Source organism: Mesorhizobium sp. M1365 (genome assembly GCF_040317865.1).
GTDB lineage: Bacteria > Pseudomonadota > Alphaproteobacteria > Rhizobiales > Rhizobiaceae > Mesorhizobium.
In genome coordinates, this window is the sequence record NZ_JAMYLG010000036.1 from 1 (window position 1) to 15,601 (window position 15,601).

Annotated in this window: 13 protein-coding genes and 3 pseudogenes; 10 read left to right on the forward strand and 6 right to left on the reverse strand. The window is 57.7% G+C overall.

Features of this window, described 5'->3' with window-relative positions; translation table 11 throughout:
- Window positions 1–25: 25 nt before the first annotated feature.
- The 6 genes and pseudogenes from NKH04_RS26185 to NKH04_RS26205 all read right to left on the reverse strand — a co-directional run bounded on the left by NKH04_RS26185 (window position 26) and on the right by NKH04_RS26205 (window position 3,679).
- Window positions 26–931: pseudogene (locus NKH04_RS26185) on the reverse strand (CBASS cGAMP-activated phospholipase).
- 172 nt (window positions 932–1,103) lie between these two features.
- A complete protein-coding gene (locus tag NKH04_RS26190) occupies window positions 1,104–1,451 on the reverse strand; it encodes a PIN domain-containing protein (RefSeq protein WP_352542266.1) in 348 nt (115 codons plus the stop codon).
- A gap of 166 nt (window positions 1,452–1,617) precedes the next feature.
- Window positions 1,618–1,920 carry a LytS/YhcK type 5TM receptor domain-containing protein gene (locus NKH04_RS26195; protein WP_352542265.1) on the reverse strand — a complete coding sequence of 101 codons (303 nt, stop codon included), beginning with the start codon at window positions 1,918–1,920 and terminating at the stop codon, window positions 1,618–1,620.
- 323 nt (window positions 1,921–2,243) lie between these two features.
- Window positions 2,244–2,357, reverse strand: a complete 114-nt coding sequence (locus tag NKH04_RS33275) for a helix-turn-helix domain-containing protein (RefSeq protein WP_502906675.1) — start codon at window positions 2,355–2,357, stop codon at window positions 2,244–2,246.
- Window positions 2,323–2,807: pseudogene (locus tag NKH04_RS26200) on the reverse strand (recombinase family protein). Before NKH04_RS26200 ends, NKH04_RS33275 begins: the two are co-directional and overlap by 35 nt.
- A gap of 356 nt (window positions 2,808–3,163) precedes the next feature.
- Complete coding sequence (locus NKH04_RS26205) at window positions 3,164–3,679, reverse strand: hypothetical protein (RefSeq protein WP_353045189.1); 516 nt, start codon at window positions 3,677–3,679, stop codon at window positions 3,164–3,166.
- Window positions 3,680–3,907: 228 nt separating this feature from the next.
- Between NKH04_RS26205 and NKH04_RS26210 the strand changes: the two genes are divergently transcribed.
- The 10 genes and pseudogenes from NKH04_RS26210 to galE all read left to right on the forward strand — a co-directional run bounded on the left by NKH04_RS26210 (window position 3,908) and on the right by galE (window position 15,456).
- Entirely contained in the window at window positions 3,908–5,050 is a 1,143-nt protein-coding gene (locus tag NKH04_RS26210) for a helix-turn-helix domain-containing protein (protein WP_502913449.1), read from the forward strand.
- A gap of 410 nt (window positions 5,051–5,460) precedes the next feature.
- Window positions 5,461–7,107 (forward strand): putative bifunctional diguanylate cyclase/phosphodiesterase, encoded by a 1,647-nt coding sequence (locus NKH04_RS26215; RefSeq protein ID WP_352816285.1) that lies wholly within the window; start codon window positions 5,461–5,463, stop codon window positions 7,105–7,107.
- Window positions 7,108–7,273: 166 nt separating this feature from the next.
- Entirely contained in the window at window positions 7,274–7,795 is a 522-nt protein-coding gene (locus NKH04_RS26220; RefSeq protein ID WP_502906676.1) for a ubiquinone biosynthesis methyltransferase UbiE, read from the forward strand.
- Window positions 7,792–8,970 (forward strand): methyltransferase domain-containing protein, encoded by a 1,179-nt coding sequence (locus tag NKH04_RS26225; RefSeq protein ID WP_352542260.1) that lies wholly within the window; start codon window positions 7,792–7,794, stop codon window positions 8,968–8,970. Before NKH04_RS26220 ends, NKH04_RS26225 begins: the two co-directional genes overlap by 4 nt.
- Window positions 8,967–11,333 carry a SpoIIE family protein phosphatase gene (locus tag NKH04_RS26230; protein WP_352542259.1) on the forward strand — a complete coding sequence of 789 codons (2,367 nt, stop codon included), beginning with the start codon at window positions 8,967–8,969 and terminating at the stop codon, window positions 11,331–11,333. Before NKH04_RS26225 ends, NKH04_RS26230 begins: the two co-directional genes overlap by 4 nt.
- A gap of 2 nt (window positions 11,334–11,335) precedes the next feature.
- A complete protein-coding gene (locus NKH04_RS26235) occupies window positions 11,336–11,896 on the forward strand; it encodes a slr1658 superfamily regulator (protein ID WP_352542258.1) in 561 nt (186 codons plus the stop codon).
- An 18-nt stretch (window positions 11,897–11,914) separates the two neighbouring features.
- The gene (locus tag NKH04_RS26240) at window positions 11,915–12,253 is read left to right on the forward strand and encodes a slr1659 superfamily regulator (protein ID WP_352542257.1); all 339 of its coding nucleotides are present in this window, start codon (window positions 11,915–11,917) and stop codon (window positions 12,251–12,253) included.
- Between the two features lie 316 nt (window positions 12,254–12,569).
- Window positions 12,570–13,031 (forward strand): annotated as a pseudogene (locus NKH04_RS26245) (ATP-dependent DNA ligase).
- A gap of 479 nt (window positions 13,032–13,510) precedes the next feature.
- Complete coding sequence (locus tag NKH04_RS26250) at window positions 13,511–14,485, forward strand: UDP-glucuronic acid decarboxylase family protein (RefSeq protein WP_352816292.1); 975 nt, start codon at window positions 13,511–13,513, stop codon at window positions 14,483–14,485.
- A complete protein-coding gene (galE, locus tag NKH04_RS26255) occupies window positions 14,482–15,456 on the forward strand; it encodes a UDP-glucose 4-epimerase GalE (protein WP_352542848.1) in 975 nt (324 codons plus the stop codon). Before NKH04_RS26250 ends, galE begins: the two co-directional genes overlap by 4 nt.
- Window positions 15,457–15,601 lie beyond the last annotated feature (145 nt).

Here is a 15,601-nt window from a genome sequence, read left to right on the forward strand (position 1 = left end):
GCACCGTCATGTGTCCGCCGCTCCGCTAAACACGGGGGCTGCGCGGCGGACACGCCGACGTCAACGCAATGCCACGCCATTTTGCAGAACTTGACGCACACAACTGCGCAGGTTCTTCGTCAATGCGTAGAAATCGATTTCGAAGGAGGCTGCTCATCTGAGACAGCACCAAATGTTCTTGGGCTGCCATTATTGTTTGGATAAGACCACGGCGCGCTATCCATGAAAAAGATCCGGGAGCTCGAGATTTATCATGCACTGCGGAACCTTGCCGACGTGACGCGGTGCCGATCGAAAGCTGGTAGACCTCCTCCATCCGCGCGTGACAGAAGTTCAAAGCGTCGAGAAGTGCGATGATATCTGGTGCGTTCGCTACGAGACCACCGTCAATGTACTCGCTAGGGCCAATCTTCTTCGTCGGAAAAAAAGTCGGCGCCGCCGCGCTTGCGAGTATGGCATCTTCGATGCTCACTGCGCTGGCCGCTTTCCCCGCAATGCCTTTGGAACGGAAGATACTCGTTTCGCCTGTGGATTAGTTGATGGCCGTGATGATGAGCGGAGGTTCGTAGTCGCTGAGTAGCGTTTCGGCAACGGGCTTGCCGAGCGTCTTACGAATAGCCTCAAGGATTGGAACCGGACTATAGAGTGCCGCGACCACAAGCCGTTTGACCCCAGTGGCGATACCACGAGCGAAGACCGACGGTCCGTAGTCTTTCATTATTGCCGCCAATGTCGTCGCTGGAACGGATGCTGAAAGGCCGGCAGCAAGAAGCGCGCCGATAGAGGTTCCAGAAATGATGTCGAAGCGGTTATTGCACCGAACGTTGAACTTTGACTCGCATGCGGCGAGAAACTCGGCGCCGAAGAGCCCTCGGTAGCCCCCACCGCTCAGTGCCAAGATCTGAAATCTATTGGGAGCGGACTGCGCCATTTCACTTGCGAACAAAGTCTTCAGGATTTTCTACCGTGAGCCCCGGGATTTCTGCGTGCCCATCCTGATGGTAGTCCACGTAGACAAATGGGAAATCTCCCCTCCCAACCAACGCTGTTGCGATCTCAACCTTTGTCGCGCTAGGCACATCGAATGGCCGACCGTCGGGGTGTCAATATGTGATCCTCATGTCAAGCAAATCCCCCCAGCGTGCGGCGATCCGATGGTCCATCGCAATGATCCGGTCATCGCGCGCGAAATCTTCGAACAGCCTGCTTGCCTGGTCGATGAAGTCTCTGATCACCGGCACGGGATGCACGGCGGCTTCGGGCTTTGCCCGTGCCGCCGTGAGCGCTTGTTCAAGTTGCCATCTGATGGTCATGGGCGTCACTGCACTGATGCAGATATCGTCTGCATAGATGCCGCGCGAGTCTGCGGATTCTAACCAAAGTTCAGCGGTGAGGTTACGCCTCTTGATCACGTCAAAGATGCACTGGGAGCTCATCAAATAGCGCGACATGAACGACGACTAAAATACACGTCCGCGTCCGCCAACAGTCTCCTCTTGAGACCGAGGCTCAAGACGCATCTTCACAACGCTTGCATCGAGCGGCTTTAGCTGTGCAAGCAATGCACTCGCGGGCCTTCGCCGTGCAGTTTTGCGTTCTGTTCCATCGCGAACTGAGTCAATCAACGAGAGTATGGTATCCGACGATAGGACAAACGCCGCCTGAGGCAAATTGTCGACGCGCCCAGCCCTTGCAATCACCAGAGAACGCCATCACGACGTTGCGCCCATCAGCAAAATACCCGGGGGCGAATTCGACCGGCGATGCCATGCTGATCAGTCCGGTCGCGCCGAACACGATCCCGAAGACGATGCTCTTTGCCCAGAAGGAACGCTCGAGACGGTCACCCAGAAAGGCGAGGAAAAGCACGGCGAGAATGACTACCGCTGCGCTTTCGATCATGTTGATGACTGACATCATCCCGGTAGTCCGTGACATCTGAGCAAGGTCTGGCAGCACCGTAGGTGCCATTGCGTCAACGATTTATTAAGGATCTCGCACTCCCGTTGACGGAACTCCACCCGACAGGTAGGGAAGGAAGATGGTTTCGCCACCGGTAGCTATGGTCCATGCGCCATAGGGACCCACTGCTGTCGCGCCCGCTCGATGTTGCGGCCGGCAATGCGAATGGCCAGAATGAGCAGTTATGAAGCCATAAAGACCGAGACGGCGAAGGTCGACTTCGGTCACTATTTGCCCTTGAGTTCCCCAGCGCGAGAGTTTGCAAGCGTTGGAAATGCTCGCTACGCTGGCCGACTGATGCCCAGTCGTCTCATTTCCCGATAAACGGTCGATCGGCCGAGACCCAATTGCCGCGCAGCTTCAGCCGGCGATACCTCGGCCTTGATCAGCTTGATTCAGGTCGAGCGGTTGTCGCCCAGGTCGTTTCCCTTTCGCCCGTGCAGCAGCCACCCCGTCTTTCGTGCATTCCGAGATCAGCCGTCGTTCGAAATGAGCGATGGCGCCGAACACGTGGAAGATCAACTCGCCGGCGCCGAGGACGTATCGATCTTCTCCTCAAGGCTGAGAAGGTCGATCTGTCGCCCCCGCAGCATCTTCACCGTTTCCAGCAGCTCCGCCAGCGAGCGTCCGAGCCGGTCGAGCCGCACGACGGCCAGGGTGTCGCCAGCGCGGGCATAATCTAGTAGCTCGGCCAAGCCCGGCCGGTCCATGCTCCTGCCGGAATTGACGTCGGAGAAGACCTTGATGGCGCCGGCTTGCTCAAGCCGCGTGCTCTGGCCGGGCGAGATGCGGGAGCGGCTGTGGAAGCGCTTCCGGGAACATGCCGGGCCACCGCCCAAGGACATGCCAAGAGGTATCACGCCCGCAGCGTTGGGGGTTTATCGCACTGCCCCTTGGGCGGCTAATTTGTGCTTTTCAAAGATCGCTACCTTCTGCGGATAAGTGATCCGCACCTTGGCGTTGCACCCGTTGCATCTGAAGTGCGCGATCGTTCTTAGCGCAGAGCCCTTCCTTACCGCCGGATGCGAGCAATCCGGACAATCGAATGTGAGGGCAACATCAGACAAGTCTTGGGCTAAACCCATTTCCATCCCCTTCACAAGCGCTGTGGCTACACTTTGGCGGGCGTCAATGGCCAATACAGATGCGAATCCGGCTATGCCAAAGTAGGGCTAACAATTCGCCTCCCAACGCCGCCAAGCTAGTGGGCCGTCTCTGAGCCCTTTGAGGGACGAAAAGACCTAACGTCCTCCAGCAGTTCGCGCTCGTTGGTAGTAATGTTTCGGAAGACTGCGACAATTGCCACCGCTAAGGCCTCGGCGTCCCGGCTTAAAGGGTCGATGAGATCATCTGCGCAAACCTGATCAAACACGCTTTCACAAATAGCCAGATCAATATGGCTGAGGCAGGTGCGAGCGAAACGCGGACGCAGCATCTGTGCGAACCTTTCAGGGCCCGCTGCCCGTGGTTGCGGCGGGCCTCTTTTTGCTGATGAACCGCTGGGGCGTTTGTTGAAATGAGGTGACTCGCTGACTGGTACTTTCAATAATCCTAAAATCAGCGCGCGCTCGCGAGCTCTAGACGTCCAGCTTTGTTCTGGGACATGAAATCCTTGCCGGAATTCCGCCGCCTCTTTCGGAGTTCGCATGCAACCAAATTTACTGTATTGATCAAGAATTGTCCTGCGACGAGCTTCGCTGTCGAGCTTTGCGGTCATTTCGGTGGACTCCTCAACTAATTTCACGACGACCGATTCTATACGTACCAAGTTGAAGAGTGTCGTTAGCTTCCCATCCAGAAACTTATCTCGGAATGCATTTCTTCCGTAAACCAGCTTGATCGCCGTTTCAGTCGACTCGAGTTCACCAGCCTTGCCAGATCCTGAAGTACATCACATGATTGAGAGGGGCATGGGGCATAGCCGATTCGGATATGGCACCACGCGATGGACACTAAGAGGAGAGACGAGGCCCCTGCGAGGCAGCCGCGGGACCTCGATCGGCGTCGTTGGCCACGCGAAGGTCAGTCCCACAATGAGGACGCTTCGTCGCTCGCGTCGGTGTCTGAACCTCTGTCCTTTTCAACGCTCGAACTAGCGCCAAAGGATCAATTAGCCGCTTGGCAGGCGCATATGGCGCCGCTGATAGAGGTCAGGTTGCCGGATGACAAATCGCTGAACGATGGCTTTCCCGCGGACCACACGGCTTGGAATCTCGGTGGCATGCTGATCGTTCAACAGCGCGCACCGGCACATAGTTATATGCGTTCTGCCGCGAAGCTTCGGTCCAGCTCGATCGATCACTGGTATATCGCCTTTCCACGTACTGGCCGGTCGTGGACGGAGGTCGATCGCCGCGTAGCGGAGAACCAGCCGGGCAAATTGGAGATCAGATCGCTTGGCTACCCGTTTCGCGGGAGGACAACGGACTCCGAAAGTCTCTTTCTCTATTTGCCGCGCGATTTGTTCGCCGATGCGGCGGCAACCCTGGACGCCAAGAACAATTCAATTCTGTCCGGCAACTTTGCCAACCTCTTGCTCGACTACGTCAATGGCATAGAAGCAAGACTGCGCAGCCTCACGGCTGACGATCTGCCCCGCATCGTGCACGCAACACGCAGCATGATTATTGCCTGCCTCGGGCCTCCGGCGGAACAGGCTGCGGCCGTCGAACAATTGACGGGTGTCGCGCTAATGGAGCGAGCGCGTCGATACGTCCACCACCATCTGGATGCGGCTCATTTGACACCGGATTCGATGTGCCGGGCGCTCGGCGTCTCGCGCTCTCGTCTCTATCAGTTGTTCGAACCAAGCGGTGGTGTTCTCCATTACATACAAAGTCGCCGCCTTCTGGCAGCCCATGTTGCGCTAAGCGATCCGGCGGACAGCCGGCGCATTGTTGAAATTGCTGAAGCCTTCGGGTTTAGTTCAGCGGCTAATTTCAGCCGGGCATTCAGCAAGGAATTCGGTTACAGCCCCCGCGAAGGCCGCAGCACTGTGGTGTTGCCGCGCCCCGCCAACTCTGTTTCGCTTGCCGGACAGGAGAAAGCCTCTTCCTTTGAAGGTTGGCTCAAAGCGCTCGGAAGCTGAGTACAGGATCGGCGATGCTGATGGGGCGGGCCCAAAACAGGCTTGCCGGGGCGGGGAAGACCACGCCGCACAATATCTTCGTGTCGCGTCCACCGCGCCATCAATCACATAGCTGATTCCCGCCAATTCGCGATTTATTAACGAACTGTGACTGTTCGACGTTACCGATAATTTGTCGCCAGTCACGACGGAGCATACATTGCAACTGCGCTGCATGCGGCACTTGTTAAGACTGCGAGTGGAAAGTTTGCTAAGGTTGACAGTTATGCTATTCCTAGATTGGGGGCGCGAATTTGCACCGCCTATGGAGGTGGCTCTTGCGCCCACAGGCATCAGGCGTCGGCACGGAGAGTGAGGGGCCTTCCTCGAGCGATGCTCCACGTGCCGGCGATGGGATACTCGCTGACCTTTTGGCGAACACGACCGAACTTTTGTCAATCTATGACCGCGACTTCCGCCTGACGCACTACGCAACCAGGCTCAAGGGCGTGTACGGAGGCGCGGTGGCGCTGGGCGCCGCCGTATGGGAGATCTACCCGAGCTTTCTCAATGCGAGGTATCGCGACGATTTCCTTCGTGTGTTCCAGGGCGGCTCTCCGGCAAGCATCGACTTGCCGTCATCATCAGGCGAAGCGCCCCGGTCCGTTTTCGTCTTCCCCACTGCAAATGGTGTGGGAATCATCGAATCAAGGGAACGCGGCGGGCGGAGCGCGGCGGAAGAGCAGGAGCATGTAGTTCTGCTCCATCAGGCAACGCACGACGTGCTGACCGGACTGCAGAATCGGCGGCGATTCGGTGAACGGCTGCAGCAAGCACTGGCGGCCATCGGCGGACCAAAGCCGAAAGCCGCCCTGCTGCAAATCGACCTCGACGATTTTAAAGCGGTCAACGACACGCTCGGTCATGGAGCAGGCGATACGCTTCTTCAACTCGCGGCAGGTCGAATCCGCGACGCGCTGCAGGACGGCGAATCTGCGTATCGGTATGCCGGCGATGAGTTCGCTGTCATCCAATTGGGAAAGGATCAGCCCGCGGAAGCCGAGCGCCTCGCTGGATCGCTTGTCGATGCGTTCAAGGAACCGTTTGTCATCAACGGCATTCCCGTCTTCGTCGGCTCGAGTATCGGAATTGCTTTCGGGCCGGAGCACGGGACCGACGGCGAGCAGTTGATGAAAGCCGCCGACATTGCTCTTTACGCAGCCAAGACGGATGGACGCGGTTGCGCTCGAACGTTCAACCGTTCGATGCTGCTCTTGCTCGAGCAACGCGAGAATCTGAGGCGCAGCCTTCGAACCGCGCTGGAGCGCGGCGAGCTTTATCTTGAGTATCAGCCGCTCATTCGACCTCCCGCGTCGGTGATCGGATTCGAAGCGTTACTGCGGTGGCGGCACCCCGAGGTCGGAATCATTCCACCCAGCGTGTTCATACCGATCGCCGAGGCGGACGGTCTGATGGACGAGATTGGACGATGGGTGCTCGAGGAAGCCTGTCGCCAAGCATTGACGTGGCCTTCCTCGCTGACGGTCGCAGTGAACGTGTCGCCGGCTCAGTTCCTTAGCGGTTCGCTAACGGATACGGTTGCTCAAATCATCGACTCAGTTGGAATCCGGGCTGACCGACTTGAACTCGAGATAACCGAGCAGGTTCTTCTTGAGAAGACGATCGATAATATCGACACCTTAAATACTCTGAACGTCTTGGGAATACGAATTTCGCTCGACGATTTTGGGACATACTATTCATCATTAAGTTACCTTAAGAATTTCCCCTTCGATACTTTGAAGATCGATCAGTACTTTATTGCGGACTTGGAGACCGATCTCAAAAGCCAAACGATCGTGCGATCGATCATGAATCTGGCGCACGGCCTGGGAATAAATGTCACTGCCGAGGGGGTGGAGACGTCGGCACAGGCACGGTGGCTGATCAAGGAGAATTGCGATTGCCTGCAAGGCAACTTCCTGGGAAAGCCGCTTGGAGCCGAGGCCATCAGCGATTTCATCAAGCGGTCCCCGCTGAGGGTGGTACGAGCGAGGGAGGCAAATCGAGCGCTCTAGCGCCTTGCACCTTTGTTAACGGTGAAGTCGAGATTTGTAGAACGATCGAGGCAGATACCGTGCATAGCTTCGAGTGGGTGCGAGACTGACTCATCAAGGGCGCGGTGAAATTTTTCTTCGCGGAGGCCCGCGAGGCCTCAATACTGATGGAACAAGTGAGATGCCGATGGGACCCGTTCATCATGATCTGACTGGCGAGCCGACTTTTGAGCCGATGATCCAGATCGACTTGGAGATCAAAGCTTTTGTCTCCGCTTGGAAACATTGCGATTATGTCTCGACATACATGGCCCGGATGATCAGTCAAAACAGGTCAGACTCGGTCCATCATGCAAATCTCTTTTCCTCTGCCTTCAACGAATTGCTGGAAGTCGCCTTTCGTACGCGCCATGCCGAAGGCGAACTGGCATGCAGGGTGTCTCGCCATGGCGCGACGGATAGGATCGAGTTGACAATTCCTTGTGTGCCGGAGGAGCGCCAATTCTACGAAGAAGCCGTATCGCAAGTTGCTGGAATAGAGGCCAGAGAACGATACCTCAATTCCTTGTCTGGGGATCTCGCGCCTAGCCGCGAGGTCGTACTCCTGGAACTGGCTGTCGACTACAACGCGACACTCTGGACCGAGGAGGCCGACGGCGATGCAATCAAGCTTGTCGTGGATCTTCCGCTCGAGGGCTTTCAAAATTGAACCCTTACGACCTTCTCCCGCGCTTCAAGGCGCAATACGACGCGAACAACCAGGAGTTCTCCATATCGGGAGTGGTCCGGCCTCAGGCGATCGATGAGCTTGGGCCCGCGATAGCATTGCTTCGCGATGCGATTGGCCGTGTGCGCGGCGTTCTCTACGTCAATGTCAGGCGCCTGACGCAGATGAACAACGCTGCGTTTCACACCTTATCGAGGATCATCATCGACGCTTGTCGCGCTCGACCCGATCTCAAATTCGTGGTCATCACATCAAGCGTCGTCGGATGGACCTCGCGAAAATTCGGTCGCCTGAGCGGAATAGAACCGAACATAACGGTCAAGGAGTATGACACCGAATTCTATCCGGGGCAGGGCTTCCTTGAGGAAGGAGGGTTCGTACCGATCCTGCGCACTCAGACAAAGATGACTTGGCGCCACGAGCGCGCAATCTTGCCGCGACACGGCATGCGGCCCGGCATCGTCATGGCCGACATCTGTTGCGGGATCGGTGATTTCGCCGTGCTCGCGCAGAAGGAGTTCCAGCCATCGCGGATCGTCGCCCTCGACCACTCCATGTCAAGCCTGAACTATGCTCGACAAGTGATGCGGGAGTTCGATATCCGGGGCATCGAGTACACCTATGGCGATGCGTCGGAGATGCTGCTCGACGAAGCGCAGTTCGACTTGGTCACTTGCCGACATTCGCTTCAAATCTTCAATCGACCTGAACTCATCCTCAAGGAGCTCTACCGCATATGCAAGCCAGGCGGTCGGGTCTATATCACCAACGAGAAGAATTCGCATTGCCTCGGCGAGCCGCGCGCCGAAAGCATTCGCTGGACCTACGACGAGGTGGCGAAGCTGTTCGGGCATTTCGAGATGGACGTCGAGTTTGGGCCCAAGAGTCGGCGATACCTGGTGGAAGCCGGATTCGAAGACATCCTTGTGGAGACCTTCATGGTCACTAACCTGGACGGCGATCCGCAGGACTTCGCCGACGTCATTGCGGCCTGGGCGGATGTCTATGCCGGGGAGATGGCGAGCAGACGCGGTGACGGACCGGAGTTCGTCGCACGGTTCCGGCAGGGCTTCCAGGATCACATTTTCGCTGCACTACACCCCAAGGGTTATGCGGGTTGGCCGATCTGGGTCGCATCGGGGCGACGGCCACAATGAAAGCCGATAACGAGCCTACACCGCGCTTCGGCCTGCGCTCCTTTCGAGCGAAATTCGTATTGGTCGTTGGCGGCGCCGTACTGTTCGACCTCCTGCTGAGCGGTGGTCTGGCGCTTTGGAACGTTCAAAAGCTGTCGCGCGACGCCACCTCGGAAGTCGGTGAGGGCCTGACGAACGCAAACCAGGAATACATTCGTTCCTATGCCGAGTCGACAGCGTTGAGCGTTGACCTGCTGCTCGATCGGGTTCACGGGGACGTCAAGGCGCTCGCTGGCGTGCTGCAGGCCCAGATCGACGATCCGAGGAGGCAGCAACAGGTCGGCGCCACGCTTTCGCATGAGGCGCCCGGCTCCGTGAAGGTTGTCTACAACGCGCAGGGCGATTGGGCGCAGAATCTGCCGGGCGCGCCTTCCGTGGTAAGCGTCTGGGGCTACCTGCTGGGCGCCGACCACAGTCCGCTGCCCAGCGTTCGGCAGGAAATAGAAGACAGTACTCTGATCGATCTCGTCGCGCCGACTCTCATGGCCAGCGGGTCGTCCAAACTGCAGATGTACTATATTGGTCCAAAGGAACGGCCGATCTTCCGGACGGTACCGTATACGGATCAGGCACAGACCTTCGACCGACTCTATCCAGGTCACAACAAGGCGGAATTCTGGGAGTTCTTCTTTCCGGGAATCTATGGTTCATGGCAGCAATGGGCCAGGGATCCCGCCTCACGTCCGGTCCCTGACGATATTACCCAGACGGCGCCTTACACCGATGCAATCACGGGAAAGTTGATCGTCAGCTTTTTCCACCCGCTTTGGACGCGCGATCGCACCGGTATCGCCGGTACGACGGGAGCAGATATCACTCTCGATCAGCTCGCGAAAGTCGTCGAAAGGGTGAAGATCGCTGAAACCGGATTCGGCTTCCTCACGATGTCGACTGGCAACGTGGTGGCGATCAATCCGTCGGGCCAGGCGATCATCGGCCTGACTTCATCGAGCGATGCGGGCACGCAGGGCGTCACCGGCTTGGAAAGGTCTCTGCGGGGAAGTACGCAGCCGGCTATCGCGTCACTACCTCTAGACAAGAACAATGACGGTGTCATTCAGCATATCATGCTCGACAATAAGGGCGAACACGTTCCCTATATTGTTGTCCTCAAGAGATTGAAGCCGACCAACTTGTGGAGTTCGGGACCGATCAAGTCCGAAACGATGTCGGTCGGGATCGTCGTTCCCGAACGGGAGATCTATGCATCCCTGTTCGCCGCGCAGGAGAGTATTTCTCGCGCAACCAATCGTATCCTGCTGTTTCAGATCGCGGCGATCGCCGTTTCGCTTCTGATTGTTTTTGCGGCCGTGCTCGGAATTTCGAAACGGATCACCGCGGGCCTCAGGGCACTTGCCAGCGCCGCCCAGCGGCTCCAGTCCAAAGATTATTCAGTCCGCGTGAACATTCCGACGCGCGACGAGGTTGGAGCGGCAGGAATCGCTTTCAACCGGATGGCCGAGCAGATCAGCTTTCACACGGAAAACCTCGAGCAACTCGTCGACGAACGAACCAGGGAACTCGGGGACGCCAATCAGGAGATTTCCGCACTCAACGAAAAGCTGCAGGACGAGAACGTCCGCCTTGGCGCCGAACTCGCGGTCGCCAGGCAGATACAGATGATGGTCCTGCCGAAACAATTCGAACTCGAAGCGATTCCGGGGCTGGAGATCGCGGCCTATATGCGGCCGGCCGACGAGGTCGGCGGTGACTATTATGACGTCCTGCAGAACGGGTCACGGGTCAAGATCGGCATCGGCGACGTGACCGGTCATGGTCTCGAGAGCGGCGTGCTGATGCTGATGGTCCAATCTGTTGCACGCGCGCTGCAGGAGACCAGCGAGGCGGATCCGCACCAGTTTCTGGATCGGCTGAACAGAGCGATCTACAAGAACATCGAGCGGACGAACACCGGAAAGCATCTCTCGCTGGCCTTCCTTGACTTCGAGGATGAGCGGGTAACGCTATCCGGCCAGCATGAGGACGTTCTCGTCGTGCGTGCGGACGGGGACGTCGAACGCATCGATACGATGGATCTGGGTCTGCCGGTTGGCCTGGAGAATGACATCTCGAAGTTCATTGCCACGCGCGACATCCTGTTCGGCAGTGGCGACGTGATCGTGCTGCACACCGACGGTGTGACCGAGGCGGAAGACCAAGACAGAAGGCTGTTCGGGTTCGAGCGCCTCTGCCAGAGCGCACGAAGACGTCAAGGCGGGAGCGCCGAGGAAATCAAAACCGGGATCATCGAGGATCTCATGGCCCATATCGGGATCCAGAAGATCCACGACGACATCACCCTCGTGATCATAAGGCACACATAGCCATGACAACGCTGTTCGGGACCCCTGACGTTGCAATCGGGATGAAGGAGAGCGTCAGTCGCGTGCGGCTGTTCGACGGACCTCTCGACTTGAGTTGGCGTCATTGTGCCACGACCTCGGACTTCATCGCCGATCTTTTCGCATTGCGCTTCCGGTCGTCCCGCAATGACTACATGGAAGTGCGGCACAGCATTGGATATCTGGTCAACGAACTCATCGAAAATGCCGTCAAGTTTCGCGCACCGGGTGAGATCTTGATCGAGGCGTCGATGGATTCGGAGTGCTTCAAGCTGAAAGTGTCGAATGACGTCGATGGTGAAGATGCGTCTGAGTTCCAAAGTCTCCTGGCGGACATCACGGTTGGCGACCCCATGGACCTGCTGATACAGCGAATTGAAGCCAATGCCGCCAACCCCGACGTAGGAGGCTCCGGACTTGGATTGCTGACGTTGATGAGTGACTACGGCGCACGCCTGGCTTGGATATTCAGCGCCGCCGACGAAAGCGATCGGATCTGCGTGGAGACATATGCCTCCATTCCGATCTCGCAAATTCACAACTAGAAGAAACGAAGCCAGGCTATGGAAATCAAGACAGACGACTATCGTGTGTGGACTGAAGGAAGCGAAATTTTCTTCGACGGTGCAATGCGGCTTGCCAGTTCCGAGGCCGGTGCGCCTATCACGGCTTTGGCGACCAGTGTTCTTGCCTCGAAACCCGCTTCCATTACGCTCAATCTGAAGGACCTTCACTTTCTCAACTCTTCCGGCATCAACCTGCTGGCGAAATTTACCATCGAGGTGCGCAAGCATCCCGATGTTCGACTCGTCGTGCGTGGAACGCCCGACATACCCTGGCAGTCGAAATCATTGCCGAATCTGAAGAAGCTGCATCCCGCTGTGGTGCTTTTGATGGACTGACCAGGTCCCGAAATTTGCCAAGGGACTGCGTGGGCTTGCGGCAACCCGAGATAGTATAGGTCAGCCGGGACGATGCGGGAGCTCCGCACCGATAGTGAGAAGGTGCAGGAGCGCGGCGCCTACAGCGAATATGTACACCAGGATAAGTATTTGGATGCCAAGCTAACGACAATCCGGCCTCGTGCGCAGATGCTCGCAATGGCTCGGCGGGGGCTCGGCACAGGCGGCAGGCGTCCAAGTTGGGGGGATGTCGGGCTGTCTGTGCCGATCAGCCGCCGCGCGATCAAAGGTGGCGTCATTGAGTAAGCGTGCCAAGGTGAACGGCGGCCAGCTGGAGTTCATTCCGCCGCAGATCCCGACTCGGGTCACGGAGCCGCCCGAAGATGAGGGATGGCTTCAGGAGGTCAACCTTGACGGCTACCGAACGCAGATCATCATCGATAAAGGCGGCGTGCGTCTATACAGCAAGAACGGCCGTGACTGGGCCACGAAATACTGGCCCATCGCGCTGGCGGCCGAACTGCCATGCCGGGCTGCCATTATCGACGGCGAGGTCATTGTTCCAGGCGAGCAGGGCGCTCCCCATTGACCTGCGCAGGAAGCTGCGATCTGGCTCGAACCGAGCCGGCTGGTGTTCGTCGCGTTCGATATCCTCCATCTCGACGGTCGCAATCTAACCTCCTTGCCCCTGCTGCAGCGCAAGCAGGCGCTGTGGCAGCTCGTTGAGCACGGCCCGGCAAGATCCAGTACAGCGAGCATTTCGAGAGCAGTGCGCTAGCGATCTTTCGGGCCATCGAGAAGGTGGGCTCGAGAGCGTAGGCGGTCAAGTCGGCCGACCGACATGCTGCGCGTTCCAGTCACCACCGCCCTGAGGCTCAAAATTGGGCCGTGTATGGACGGCTCTCCGTTGGCAAGGGTTCTATTTGAGCGCTCTGCAGTTGCTGGCTGGTGCGCCATGTGTCCGACCTGTAGGTGCGGCTCTTAATATGCCACAGGCAGGCTGATGATCGCGCCCGGCGGGCAGACCGCACACGATCCCAAGGGCAACAACGATGGGAAAGCGGCTCGGAATTTCAAACTGACCCACGACCGCTAATCTGAATCGAACCCAGCCTTCTTCCGCCGCGGACATCGGGAACGGGTCGCGTTTCGACAAAAATGTCTTGTTGGTAACGCAAATTGAAAGCAGACCCCGGTAGATCGGGCTACGGTGAAGCGAGATTGTGAGCTTGGCTAATTTGTCTTGGAGACCCGAAAATGCCACAGGCAAAGCGGATCCTGGTGACTGGAGGCGCGGGCTTTTTGGGATCGTTCTTGTGCGAGCGACTGCTTGGTGAAGGTCACGAAGTTGCCTGTGTCGATAATTTCTTCACCGGAAGCCGAAGAAACGTCTCCAATTTGCTCGACAATCATTCCTTCGAAATCATTCGCCATGACGTGACGTTTCCACTCTACGTTGAAGTTGATGAGATCTACAATCTTGCCTGTCCTGCGAGCCCCGTTCACTACCAGTTCGATCCGGTTCAGACGACCAAGACCAGCGTCCACGGGGCGATCAACATGCTAGGGCTCGCCAAACGGGTTCGCGCGAAGATCCTTCAGGCGTCGACGTCCGAAGTTTACGGCGACCCTGACGTTCACCCGCAGACCGAGGATTATTGGGGCAGGGTAAACCCAATAGGACCCCGTTCTTGTTACGACGAGGGCAAACGATGTGCTGAAACCCTCTTTTTCGACTATCGGCGACAGCACGGTCTGCGGATCAAGATAGCGCGCATCTTCAACACATATGGCCCTAGGATGCGTCCGGACGACGGCCGCGTCATTTCCAACTTCATCGTCCAAGCCCTGCTGAACGAACCGATCACGGTGTACGGCACTGGCCAGCAGACACGTTCATTTTGCTATGTCGACGACCTCATCGACGGTCTGGTTCGCATGATGCAGACGGCTGACGATCTTACTGGTCCGATCAATCTCGGCAATCCGGTCGAATTCACGATGCTAGAACTCGCCAATCTGGTGATCGAACTTACTGGAAGCCGGTCGTCGATCAGTTTTTTGACTTTGCCCGTTGACGACCCTAGACAGCGACAGCCCGATATCGGGAGCGCCTTGCGCGAACTCAATTGGGAGCCAAGAACCGCATTGCGGGACGGCCTTGTCAAGACCATTGCCTATTTTGAAGGCCTGGTTTCGTCGGGCTATGTACGGCCGGCCGCTGCCGAATGAAGACCGTCTTGGTCACCGGCGGGGCCGGCTATATCGGATCACACTGTTGCAAGGCATTCGCCGAATCGGGTTGGTCGGTGATCACGTATGATAATCTCTCGCGCGGTTGGCGCGACGCGGTTAAATGGGGACCGATTGTCGAAGGCGACATTTCCGACGCCGAGGCCGTGTCGGCGGCTCTACGACAATATCGGCCTGATGTGGTGGCGCATTTCGCCGCCTACGCCTATGTGGGCGAGTCAGTCGAAAATCCCGGACTCTACTACCGAAACAACAGTTTCGGGTCGCTGGTGTTACTCGAGGAGATGTTGAAGGTCGGCGTGGGCAAGCTGATCTTTTCCAGCACATGCGCATCGTATGGAGTTCCGGTTCGCTCTCCGATTGACGAAACGCATCCGCAGTCGCCCATCAATCCCTATGGATGGTCGAAATTTATCATAGAACGGATGGTGGATAATCTCTCCTATGCCCATGGCCTCGACGCGGTCGTGCTCCGGTATTTCAACGCGGCCGGATGCGATCCCGACGGCGAGGTCGGCGAGCGGCATGAACCGGAAACACACGTCATACCCCTCGCTATTGAGGCGGCTGTCAGGCGGGACCGGATTTTTACCATCAATGGCATCGACTTCGATACCCGCGATGGAACCGCGGTGCGGGACTATGTCCATGTCACCGATCTCGCACGTGCTCACGTCCTGGCAGGGGAGAAGCTGCTGCGCGACAAGGGTGTCCACGTCTACAATCTCGGGACTGGAGCTGGAACGACGGTGAAGGAGCTGGTGGATGCGGTCAGCCGGGCATCGGGATCGCGCCTTCCTGCGGTTTACGGTCCGCGCAGGGCAGGTGACCCGCCAGCGCTTGTGGCCGCGGCCGACAAGGCGCAGCGGGAACTTGGCTGGGTGCCTGAGCAATCCGGAATAGACAGGATCGTCGAGACGGCGCTGGCCTGGTACCGTAGCCGATTATGACAGGTCCGCCACGCTGCCGTGGCCGAGAGAGCAGCAAAGACCGGCCGACCAGCTCTCGATTCACTGTCGGCGCCGGACGGAGGCGATGGAGAGGCTCCGGGTTTGGACGCGCGTCAGCGTTGAGGGCAACTGAAGAAAAATAGAG